General features: G+C 49.7%; 8 protein-coding genes. 3 read left to right on the forward strand and 5 right to left on the reverse strand.

All coding sequences use genetic code 11. The annotated features are described in order from the left end of the window. The first annotated feature begins 78 nt into the window (after positions 1-78). The 3 genes from ABTW62_RS12485 to ABTW62_RS12495 are packed head-to-tail and all read left to right on the forward strand — an operon-like array spanning position 79 to position 4,108. Positions 79-351, forward strand: coding sequence for an oxidative damage protection protein (locus tag ABTW62_RS12485; RefSeq protein ID WP_430904902.1), 273 nt, complete (start codon positions 79-81; stop codon positions 349-351). Positions 352-408: 57 nt separating this feature from the next. Then, positions 409-2,535, forward strand: a complete 2,127-nt coding sequence (ppk1, locus tag ABTW62_RS12490) for a polyphosphate kinase 1 (protein WP_430904903.1) — start codon at positions 409-411, stop codon at positions 2,533-2,535. Between the two features lie 4 nt (positions 2,536-2,539). Further along, positions 2,540-4,108 carry a CHAD domain-containing protein gene (locus tag ABTW62_RS12495; protein WP_430904904.1) on the forward strand — a complete coding sequence of 523 codons (1,569 nt, stop codon included), beginning with the start codon at positions 2,540-2,542 and terminating at the stop codon, positions 4,106-4,108. Positions 4,109-4,176: 68 nt separating this feature from the next. On the opposite strand, the gene fba is transcribed toward ABTW62_RS12495, so the two are convergent. The 5 genes from fba to tkt form a co-directional block, all read right to left on the reverse strand. Further along, complete coding sequence (gene fba, locus ABTW62_RS12500; protein WP_430904905.1) at positions 4,177-5,241, reverse strand: class II fructose-bisphosphate aldolase; 1,065 nt, start codon at positions 5,239-5,241, stop codon at positions 4,177-4,179. Between the two features lie 523 nt (positions 5,242-5,764). Next, the gene (gene pyk, locus ABTW62_RS12505) at positions 5,765-7,225 is read right to left on the reverse strand and encodes a pyruvate kinase (protein ID WP_430904906.1); all 1,461 of its coding nucleotides are present in this window, start codon (positions 7,223-7,225) and stop codon (positions 5,765-5,767) included. A gap of 25 nt (positions 7,226-7,250) precedes the next feature. Continuing rightward, positions 7,251-8,429, reverse strand: coding sequence for a phosphoglycerate kinase (locus ABTW62_RS12510; RefSeq protein ID WP_430904907.1), 1,179 nt, complete (start codon positions 8,427-8,429; stop codon positions 7,251-7,253). A 424-nt stretch (positions 8,430-8,853) separates the two neighbouring features. After that, complete coding sequence (gene gap / locus ABTW62_RS12515; RefSeq protein ID WP_430904908.1) at positions 8,854-9,855, reverse strand: type I glyceraldehyde-3-phosphate dehydrogenase; 1,002 nt, start codon at positions 9,853-9,855, stop codon at positions 8,854-8,856. A 61-nt stretch (positions 9,856-9,916) separates the two neighbouring features. Next, the gene (gene tkt / locus ABTW62_RS12520) at positions 9,917-11,935 is read right to left on the reverse strand and encodes a transketolase (RefSeq protein WP_430904909.1); all 2,019 of its coding nucleotides are present in this window, start codon (positions 11,933-11,935) and stop codon (positions 9,917-9,919) included. Between the last annotated feature and the right edge of the window lie 147 nt (positions 11,936-12,082).

The following is a 12,082-nucleotide window of genomic DNA, read 5'->3' on the forward strand; positions in this document are numbered from 1 at the left end:
GTTTCTAGCTCCGAAATTGACTATATTTCGTTTAGCCGTTATATGATAGAAGGTCTTTAATACTAAACAGGAAAAAATATGATTAGAAAAGTGCAATGCATCAAACTTGGATGCGAAGCGGAAGGGCTTGATTTCCCTGTTTACCCTGGAGAACTGGGGCAGAAGATATATAACAATATTTCGAAAGAAGCTTGGGCGCAGTGGCTTAAACATCAAACCATGCTGGTCAACGAAATGCGGCTTAATTTGGCAGATATCAAAGCACGCAAATACCTCGCCAGCCAAATGGAGGCCTATTTCTTCGGTGATGGTGCGGATCAACCGGCTGGTTATATCCCGCCGGAGCAATAAGATTGCATCATAACAACGCAACTACTGTACACGTTATAACAATAACAGTCCCATCCCATGGCAGATAACGAATCAAGCCTTATTGCAACAAATAAGTCTGACATTCCAATTCCCAAGCAATTCCTTAATCGAGAACTCAGCCAGATCGAGTTCAATCGCCGAGTATTGGCACAGGCCGAGAATGAACAAGTCCCCTTGCTGGAACGCCTCCGTTTTATTTGTATTGTCAGTAATAATTTCGATGAATTTTTCGAAGTTCGTGTTGCCGGCCTGAAAGAGCAGATTAAATTAGACTCTCCCGGATTTGGACCCGATGGCATGGCGCCAAGCCAGGCTTTCAACCTGGTATCCGACCGGGCGCATCAGGTAGTTGCGCGTCAATACCATCTTTTTAACGACAGCATTTTACCGGCACTGGCAAAACAAGGCATTCAATTTCTGCGCCGTCACACCTGGAGCGATGCGCAACGCGAATGGATAAAAAGCTTCTTCTTTCGAGAGCTGATGCCCATGCTCACGCCGATTGGCCTGGATCCATCCCACCCATTTCCGCGCGTACTGAATAAAAGTCTGAATTTCGCAGTGGAACTGGAAGGTAAAGATGCCTTTGGCCGCAACTCGGGTATTGCCATCGTCCAGGCTCCGCGCATCTTGCCGCGAGTCATACGGCTGCCCAAAGAAGTTAGCAAAGATCCCTATAGTTTTGTATTCCTGTCATCCATTATTCATGCGCATGTAGGTGAACTGTTCACGGGGATGCATGTTGTCGGTTGCTACCAGTTCCGTGTCACCCGGAATAGTAATTTGTTCGTCGACGAAGAAGAAATCAAGAATCTTCGCATTGCCTTACAGGGTGAATTGCCCCAACGCCACTTGGGAGATGCAGTCAGACTCGAGGTTGCCGATAACTGCTCGCAACATATGGCCGAATTCCTGTTGGAGCAGTTTTCCTTAAAAGATGTCGATCTGTTTCAGGTGAATGGCCCGGTCAATTTAGTACGGCTCATACAAGTCTCTGATCTAATCGATCGCCCCGAACTCAAATTTCCCAAATTTATCCCTGGCTTGCCATTTCTGTCCCAGAAAAAGAAGGCCAATAATATTTTTCAGGTCATCCGCAAGGGAGACATTTTACTGCACCACCCCTATCAATCATTCCAGCCGGTCATCGAATTCATTCAGCAGGCTTCGATCGACCCGGATGTCGTGGCCGTCAAACAGACCGTTTACCGGACAGGGTCGGATTCGACTTTGATGGAGGCACTCATAGCGGCAGCCAGCATGGGCAAAGAAGTGACGGTAGTCGTAGAACTACTGGCCCGTTTTGATGAGGAAGCCAACATCAACTGGGCAGGCCGGCTTGAAGAAGTGGGTGCACATGTCGTCTATGGCATCGTCGGACATAAAACACACAGCAAAATGGCCATGGTAGTCCGACGAGAAGCTGGCCAACTCAAACGCTACGCGCATCTCGGTACAGGAAATTATCATCCCGGTACGGCGCGCCTTTATACCGATTTTGGCTTACTGACCTGTCATGAAGAAATTTGTGCTGATGTCAATGAGGTCTTTCTACAGCTGACTGGTCTTGGCAAAGCGAGCAAATTGAAACATCTCTGGCAATCGCCATTCAGCCTTCACAACCAGATTCTCAATAGTATTCAGCAGGAAATCGAGTATGCGAACAAAGGCAAACCGGCTGCAATCATTGCCAAGATGAATGCCTTACTGGAACCGGTGGTGATTCAGGCACTGTACGCAGCTTCCAGGGCGGGCGTCAAAATCAATCTGATTGTACGTGGCGCCTGCGCCCTCCGTCCCGGTGTGCCCGGCCTATCGGAAAATATTCGGGTACGTTCCATCATCGGTCGCTTCCTCGAGCATTCTCGTATTTTTTATTTTCACAATAATAATCACCCTAATGTCTACCTCGCCAGCGCCGATTGGATGGATCGTAATTTTTTCCGGCGCGTTGAAGTCTGCTTTCCCGTGCTTGACTCGCGACTTAAGAAACGGATAATCACAGAAGGACTCAAGCCTTATCTGCGAGACAATGTACAGGCATGGGAAATGAATGGTGAAGGTGACTATAAACATAAGTCAGCCCGACGCAGCAGGAGATATTGCGCCCAGGAGGATCTGCTTGCGAAACTAGCAGCTGTCAAACAAGACTCGATCGAATGATCTGATGCCAATAGAAATCGAACTCAAGCTGGCACTACCCGCTTCCTGTTGTACAAAGCCGATACAGGAATTGGTATGGCTGGAGCCACTGAATATTACTGCAACCAGCACCCAAAAGTTGTATAGCATCTATTACGACACGCCTGATCTAAAACTCAAGCAAATGGGTTGCTCATTAAGGTTACGCCGTATTGGCAAGGACTGGGTGCAGACGATCAAGGCGGGCGGCAGTATTGCTGCAGGTCTGCATCAGCATGATGAATGGGAGACGCCATTAGTCGCTGCATACCCCGATTTCAGCGCCATTCAGCATCCCAGAATCAAACAACTCTTCAGAAATCCTCAATTGCGAGCAACGCTGCAGCCTGTATTCACCACTAAATTTACTCGCCATTTGCGACACTTGCACTTGGAGGATGGGACTGAAATCGAGATTTGTCTCGATCATGGCAAGATCATCGCCGGTAACAGGCAAATGCCAATTTGCGAGATCGAGCTTGAACTCAAATCAGGCGAACCGATCAAGCTGCTACAATTATCACGCAACATAGTCGATCGCGCCCCCTTTCCACTCAGGCTGGAAAATGCCAGCAAGGCCGAACGCGGCTATATCCTTTTTTCTCGGCAGCCCCCCCCTCCGTTCAAAGCGATCAAGACCGAGATCAAGCCAGAAATGCACCTGCACCAGGCACTCAGAATGATCATGCAAAACTGCCTCATTCAGGTTGGCAGAAATGAAAATGGCATGCTCATGGCTGACGCTGATGTAGAATACCTGCATCAAATGCGTGTCGCCTTACGTCGATTCCGCTCGGCCTTAAATACCTTCTCCCAAACCGTCTCAGGCGATGAAGTGACTGCCATCAGAAAAGAGTTGAAGTGGCTCTTTCGACAACTGAATCCAGCCCGGGACTGGGACATATTAGTAACCGAAACCCTTCCAGATATCATTTCCCACTTCCCAGACCAGGCAGGACTTCCGTTGATTCGCCAGCATTGCCAGAAACTGCGTCAACAATACAATACAGCCGCACGCAAGCGTATCAGTTCCCGACGCTATACCAGATTGATGCTGGATATATTAATTTGGCTGAATAAGATTGGCCAGCATGAATCACTGGATTCACTCGTTGGGTCTGATCAAGTCTTACCGCCTGGTGACATCAAAACATTCGCCACAACCAGCATGGCTGCAACGCATCAAGAAATCATGCAAACGGGTGAAAAGTTAAAAGGACTGGATACTCCGGCTCTGCATGCCTTGCGTATAGCCATAAAAAAACAGCGCTATATCGCTGATTTTTTTATGGCACTCTATCCTCAGACATCCTGCAAACGTTATATCGCGCTACTTGCAACACTGCAAAACGATCTTGGTGCGATCAATGACTATGCCGGGACCCAGAAATTTCTGGACGAACTTGACATCAGACAAAACAAACGAGTGCAATATGAGGCCATCGGCATTATTCGCGGATGGAGCATAAGCTGTATGCTTGAAAAGAAGAAAGCACTTGATCAATCCTGGAACGCCTTCAGGAAAGCCAAACCTTTCTGGGGGACGGTTAATTGATCAAACGCTGCATGATCCGACTGCGACCACATTCGGATCATGCGGCATTTGATATCAGTAGTTTCCCGTTATTTAACGATGGCCTTTAACTCGCCGCGTGCATAACGGCCAGCCATCTCGTCCAGCATGATGGGCTTGATTTTGCTGGCCTGACCTGCCGAACCAAATGCCTCAAAGCGTGCTTTGCAGATGTCTTTAGCGGCAGCAGTTGCATCCTTCAGGAATTTACGCGGATCAAATTCGCTTTTGTTTTTGGCCAGATGGCGGCGTATCGCACCAGTCATTGCCAAGCGAATATCGGTATCGATGTTCACCTTGCGTACCCCATGTTTGATCCCTTCCTGAATTTCTTCCACCGGAACGCCATAAGTTTCTTTCATTTCGCCACCATGTTCACGGATGATCTCCAGCCATTCTTGTGGAACAGAGCTGGAACCATGCATCACCAGGTGGGTATTGGGAATGCGTTGATGAATTTCCTTGATGCGCTCAATTGCGAGAATATCGCCTGTAGGTTTGCGAGTAAATTTATAGGCACCATGGGAAGTCCCAATCGCAATCGCCAAGGCATCCACTCCGGTTTTTTTGACGAAATCTGCTGCCTGCTCAGGATCAGTCAATAACTGATCGTGCGTCAGCTGACCCTCGGCACCATGGCCATCTTCGGCTTCTCCCATGCCGGATTCCAGCGATCCCAGACAACCTAATTCGCCCTCGACGGAAACGCCCACGGCATGCGCCATTTGCACAACTTGCGACGTGACCTGCACATTGTATTCATATGAGGAAGGTGTCTTGCCGTCTTCTTCCAGTGAACCATCCATCATGACGCTGGAGAAACCACTGCGAATTGCATTGATGCAGACAGCTGGTGAAGCACCATGGTCCTGATGCATAACGACGGGAATATGGGGATAAGCCTCGACTGCAGCGGCAATCAAGTGACGCAGAAATGCCTCGCCTGCATATTTACGTGCGCCAGCCGAACCTTGCATGATAACGGGACTGTTACATTCATCAGCCGCTTGCATGATGGCATGAATTTGCTCAAGATTATTGACATTGAAAGCCGGAAGCCCATATCCGTTTTCTGCTGCATGATCCAATAATTGGCGTAATGATACGAGTGCCATTCAGGTCTCCTTTTATATAAATTTTGTATGATCTCTAAATAAAACTGCTGGTATGCGCGTGCGGGCATTCCGTGGTATCGAAAATCCCGCTAACCTCATAAAAACTCTGAGCACTGTGTAGACAGACAGCTCTTACAGTTGGGTGACGGACGCCCCGCCATATAATCGCGCAATTTTACAAATTCAGTATCTATCGTCCTCAGCTATACGTTGCCACGCAATAGCTGCATGTCAAGGATTGGGCCCACATCCAACCACCACAAACCCTCCCCCGCTTTGCTTACTCCCGGCATCCAGCTGCCACTTCAGATGAGCTTTTTATCCTGCACTCCATTCACATCCATCTTGCGAGATAAACGGAACAGCTGTCTTGACGAGTAACGGCTCACTTCCAGCTGGCAGGTGTATCAGGACAGCATCTCCAGCCGAAGTATCGTGGTTAACCAAGCGAGATTATAGCAACGATGTGGATGCTTTTGTGTATTCCAAATCCCCAAGCCTTATGGCTGCTGGCACAAACAGTCTAGACAGTTTCCCTGCCTGCCTGGGCCGAAAGCTTTTGATCCCCGACTCTCACGATTTTCATGGTATTCGTTCCACCCGCCTTCCCAACTGGCTCGCCGATCGTCATCACAATCAGGTCACCCTCTCGCACGGCGCCGCGCTCAAGCAATTCTTTCTCGGCCATCTCAAGAATCAATTCAGGATCACACAAACCCTGTCCAAACTCAATCGGGTATACGCCGCGAAACAAGGTCATTTTACCAAGGGTATCCTCCTGCGGGCTCAGCGCAAAAATGGGCACCTTGGAACTTCTGCGAGACATAAACCGCGCGGTCACACCACTCTGAGTCAACGCGGCAATTGCACGAATCTTAAGCCCAGCAGCAGTATACATGGTCGCACGTGCGATCGCCTCTTCAATGCTTTCCGGCAACGCATCGGGAGGACGGCGAAAATCCAGATTGACCGTATATTCCTTCTCGGCTTCCAGACAGACTCTCGCCATCGCTTCGACAGACTCGACCGGATACTGCCCTGCAGCGGACTCGGCCGATAGCATGACCGCGTCCGTGCCATCCAGGACGGCATTGGCAACATCAGAAACCTCTGCCCGGGTTGGAATCGGACTGAAGATCATCGATTCCATCATTTGCGTTGCCGTCACGACCAGTTTATTGGTTACTCGCGCTGACCTGATCATTCTTTTCTGCAATGCAGGGACGGCCGCATCCCCCACCTCTACAGCCAGATCGCCGCGTGCCACCATGATCGCATCCGATGCATCAAGAATATCATCCAGTGCCAGGATCGCCTCGGAACGCTCAATCTTTGCCATTAGCAAGCTATTTCCCTGGGCCTCCTGCATCAACGCTCTGGCCATTCGTATATCCTCACCGGAACGAGGAAAGGATACAGCCAGATAGTCAGCTTTGAGAATTGCGGCAGTCTTGATGTCCTGCAAATCCTTTGCAGTTAAGGCCGGCGCACTCAACCCCCCCCCTTTGCGGTTGATGCCTTTGTTATTGGAAAGAATGCCGCCTTGCACCACCTTGCAATGGATCTCACTGCCGTTAACTTTGTTAACAGTGAGCACAATACGCCCATCATCCAACAATAAGGTTGCGCCAGCTTCCACATCATTAGGCAACTCCCGGTAGTCAAGTCCGACTCTCTCCTGGTTCCCTAATTCACACTCGGCATCGAGTATAAATTCGCTTCCGGTTTTGAGGCTTATGCTTCCTTGATCGAATTTCCCAATGCGGATTTTCGGTCCTTGCAAATCAGCCAACACACCTACCGTCCGGCCGGTCGAACGCGCCAGCGAGCGTATCTGCTCCACATAGGCAATATGCTCTTCTCGAGTACCATGCGAGAAATTGATGCGAACAACATCCACACCGGCTTCAATCATTCGCTCCAGGACTGCCGAGCTGCTGGATGCTGGCCCCAGCGTGGCCACAATTTTAGTTCTTCGCATCATTCCCAGGAAATGATTTCTTCAGGTTTCAACGTGCACGCAACTCAAGAATTTCAACAGCAGGCAATTTCTTTCCTTCCAGAAACTCCAGGAATGCACCGCCAGCAGTAGATATATACGAGACCTTGTCATAGATATCGTATTTCTGAATGGCCGCGATAGTGTCTCCCCCTCCTGCCAGAGTGAAAGCGCTGGTTTCGGCAATCGCTTTGGCAATCGCACGTGTACCTTCGCCAAATTGATCAAACTCAAACACACCGACTGGACCGTTCCAAACGACCGTCCCAGCCTGCATGATAATGTCAACCAGTTCCTGCGCGCTTTTAGGACCGATATCAAAAATCATGTCGTCATCGGCGACGTTGTCTGCGGCTTTCAGAACTGCCGGCTCTTCGGCTGAAAAATTCTTGCCCACTACGACGTCGACCGCGATTGGGATAGTCGCATTGCGTGCCTGCATTTTATCCATTAGCGATTTGGCAACTGGCACCAGATCGTCTTCGCAGAGCGACTTGCCAACATTATGACCCGCTGCTCTGAGAAAGGTATTGGCAATTCCGCCACCAACCACTAGCTGATCCACCTTTTCGGAAAGGGATTCCAGAACCGTCAGTTTGGTAGAAACTTTGGATCCCCCGACAATCGCCACCATTGGTCGCGCCGGCTCATGCAGCGCCTTGGTGAGCGCATCAAGCTCCTCTGTCAGCAGAATTCCTGCGCAGGCAACCGGTGCATATTGTGCGATCCCATGGGTTGACGCTTCTGCACGGTGCGCCGTACCAAAAGCGTCCATCACGAAGATGTCGCATAGACTGGCATATTTTCGCGCAGTCTCCTCGTTGTTCTTTTTCTCACCCTTGTTGATTCGGCAGTTTTCCAGGACCACCAGCTCGCCCGCTGCGACTTCAAATCCACCATCCATCCAGTCCTTGATTAGGCGAACAGGCTTTCCCAGACGCTTGGCAATATCATCAGCCACGGGCTGAAGGGAATTTTCAGCAGTCCATACACCTTCTTCAGGGCGACCTAAATGGGAAGTGACCATCACTCTCGCGCCTTGCGCCACGCAATGATTGATGGTAGCCATGGATGCAGCAATTCGCGCATCTGAAGTGACTTTCCCGTCTTTGATCGGCACATTGAGATCAGCACGGATAAAGACACGTTTATTATTTAAGTCTAGATCTATCAGTTTAATGACGGACACATTAACTCCATATCTTACGGATGTTAGTAAAGAAGCGGAAGATGGTTACCTTCCGGTATTTGAATTCAGGAAGAATAATCGCGAAAGTCCAGCTACCAAGGTCAGGAATGCGTTTTACTCGATGGTTGTCTCAAGCTGGTTTTTCCTGTCAACAGTCACCAGGCACGGAATATAACAATTCAACAGCTTGAACCCATGATGCTGCAACGCCTTGCCCCATTGACTGCATGACAATTATTTGCAGACTTACCCGCTACGATTTTCAAGGAAAACTTGACTGGCCTATCATCGGCGAAGCATGCGAACCAACTAACCGTCACCGTTCGGCCAATCCGCATGCTCCGTCACTGGTGTCCAGTCCGGGCTATACAGATACCCTTCATCGACACCATTTACTCTTGCAGGCCTTGCTATTTCAGCATGGTCAGTGCCCGGCGATCACCCGCACCATTTCCAATACCTTGCAGGAATAACCCCATTCGTTGTCGTACCAAGCAACAACCTTCACAAAGTTTCGGTCCAGTTGGATACCTGCTTCGGCATCAAAGACCGAGGTACAGCTTTCGCCCCGGAAGTCGGTAGATACCACTTTCTGATTGGTATAGCCCAATACGTTCTTCATCGGACCATCAGACGCCGATTTCATGGCATTACATATATCCTCGTAGGAAGCATCTTTTTCCAGCTCGACAGTCAGATCTACAACCGAAACGTCAGAGGTTGGCACACGGAATGCCATCCCTGTCAGCTTTTTATTCAGCTCAGGAATGACCACGCCAACCGCTTTGGCAGCCCCCGTCGATGACGGAATAATATTTTCCAGAATGCCACGTCCGCCCCTCCAGTCCTTGTTGGAAGGTCCATCAACGGTTTTCTGAGTGGCGGTTGCAGCGTGCACAGTCGTCATCAGCCCGCGCTTGATTCCCCAGGTATCATTCAATACTTTAGCAATCGGCGCCAGGCAGTTTGTCGTACATGAAGCATTAGAAATAATGGCCTCACCATGATAGCTCTTGTCATTAACACCATAGACATACATCGGCGTGTCATCTTTGGAAGGTGCTGTCATGACGACTTTCTTGGCACCTGCCTGCAAATGTTTGTCACAGCTTTCCTTGGTCAAGAAAAGTCCGGTTGATTCCACGACCACGTCGACACCGGCTTCATTCCATTTCAACTCAGCTGGATCTTTGATTGCGGTCAGGCGTATTTTCTTGCCGTTGACGACCAGATTGTTGCCTTCTACCGATACCTCACCATTGAAACGACCATGCACGGAGTCATGTGTCAACATGTACGCGAGATAATCCGGTTCAAGCAAATCATTGATCGCTACGACATCTATATCGCTAAACTTCTCAACGGAAGCACGAAAAACCATTCGTCCGATACGTCCAAAACCATTGATACCAACTTTAATTGTCATACAACTATCTCCTTATGCAAAAACTTGTGCTATCGACGAAAATCGAATTTCATCCATTCATTTACAGAATCTTTTTCACCGCATTGACGACGTTGTCGACCGTAAATCCGAAATACTCGAACAGTTTCTCTGCTGGCGCCGATTCACCGAATGTATCGATCCCGATCACCGCGCCATCCAGGCCAACATACTTGCGCCAATAATCGGTCACACCGGCTTCCACGGCCACACGCCTGATCCCGGCGGGCAACACACTCTCGCGATAGTCCTGTTCCTGTCTATCGAATACGCTCGTGCAAGGCATTGACACGACACGTACCATCACATTGGATTCAGCCAGCACTTTCTGCGCAGCCATGGCCAATCCCACTTCAGAACCGGTCGCAATAATGATTGCCTGTGGTTTCCCATCAGCCGCATCGGACAGGATATAGCCGCCCTTGCTGATCAGGCCGATTGTCATCGCATCCCGTTTCTGGAACGGCAAATTCTGGCGGCTAAATATGAGGGAAGTTGGCCCATCACGCCGTTCTATAGCACGTACCCAGGCGATGGTAGATTCCACGGTATCACATGGCCGCCAGATATCCATATTCGGAATCAGACGCAGCGTCGCTGTCTGCTCGACAGGCTGATGGGTCGGACCATCTTCACCCAAGCCGATCGAATCATGGGTAAATACAAAAATATTGCGAATTTTCATCAATGCTGCCATGCGCAAGGCATTGCGAGCATATTCCGAGAACATCAGGAACGTTCCGCCATACGGGATGATGCCGCCATGTAGTGACATCCCATTCATGATGGCGCTCATTCCAAATTCTCTGACACCATAGTAAATATAGTTACCCGCAGTGTCCGCACCCACCCCTTGGGAGCCAGACCACATCGTCAGGTTGGAACCTGCCAGATCAGCTGACCCACCCACCAATTCGGGCAGCACCGGCGCCAGTGCCTCGATCGCGTTTTGTGAGGCCTTGCGCGTAGCGATAGTTTCCTCTCTGGCATTGATTTGACTGATGACCCCATCGACGTGATCGGACCAGTTGGCCGGCAGTTCGGCAGCCATGCGGCGATTGAATTCCGCCGCTTCAGCTGGGTATTTCTTGGCATATTCTGCAAACATCGCATTCCACTGGCTCTCCAGCGCTTGGCCCTTGGTACGCGCATCCCATGCATCGTAAACATCTTGTGGAATCTCGAAAGGTAAATGATGCCAACCGATATGCGGACGGGCAGCAGCAATTTCTTCGTCTCCCAATGCCGCACCATGTACTGCGTGGGTATTGGCCTTATTCGGCGAGCCCATTCCGATAACCGTTTTGCAGCAAATCATGGTGGGTTTATCCTGCACTTTTTTCGCTGCCTCGATGGCCGCCTCGATTGCTTCAGGATCATGCCCATTCACATCCGGTATGACGTGCCAGCCATAGGCCTCGAAGCGTTTCGGCGTATCATCCGTGAACCAGCCTTCCACATGGCCGTCAATGGAAATCCCGTTATCGTCATAGAAACAGACCAGCTTACCCAGTTTCAACGTGCCGGCCAGCGAACAGGCCTCATGCGAAATACCTTCCATCAGACAACCATCGCCTAAAAACACATAGGTGTGATGATCCACAACTGAAAATCCAGGGCGATTGAATTCTTGTGCGAGAATTTTTTCCGCCAGCGCCATGCCCACCGCGTTGGTTATACCCTGTCCCAATGGGCCTGTCGTCGTTTCAATCCCTGGCGTATAGCCATACTCTGGATGACCGGGCGTCTTGGAATGCAATTGACGGAAATTCTTGATATCCTCGATGGTTACGTCATACCCCGACAAATGCAGCAATGCGTACAGCAACATGGAACCATGGCCATTTGACAATACGAAACGATCACGATCGACCCATTTGGGATTGGCGGGATTATGGCGCAAATGATGAATCCACAGCACTTCGGAGATTTCTGCCATGCCCATTGGCATGCCAGGATGGCCAGAATTGGCTTTTTGGACAGCATCCATAGCCAGTGCGCGGATAGCACTAGTCAAATTTTTGAATACTGGCGCGTCGAAATCCTTAAATGCTTCCTTCATTTATTCTCACCCTCGAATTATTCAAAAGACCAAGCCCGATCTTCCGCGCCATACGACAACAAAAGCCGGCAAAAACGTTTATTATCTCTTAAGTTAAAATACTTCACAACTGAATGTTTATTTGTCTATTCACATTATAGGATTTAT

Origin of the sequence: Nitrosomonas sp. ANs5, from assembly GCF_050584665.1 — a bacterium.
Taxonomy (GTDB): domain Bacteria; phylum Pseudomonadota; class Gammaproteobacteria; order Burkholderiales; family Nitrosomonadaceae; genus Nitrosomonas.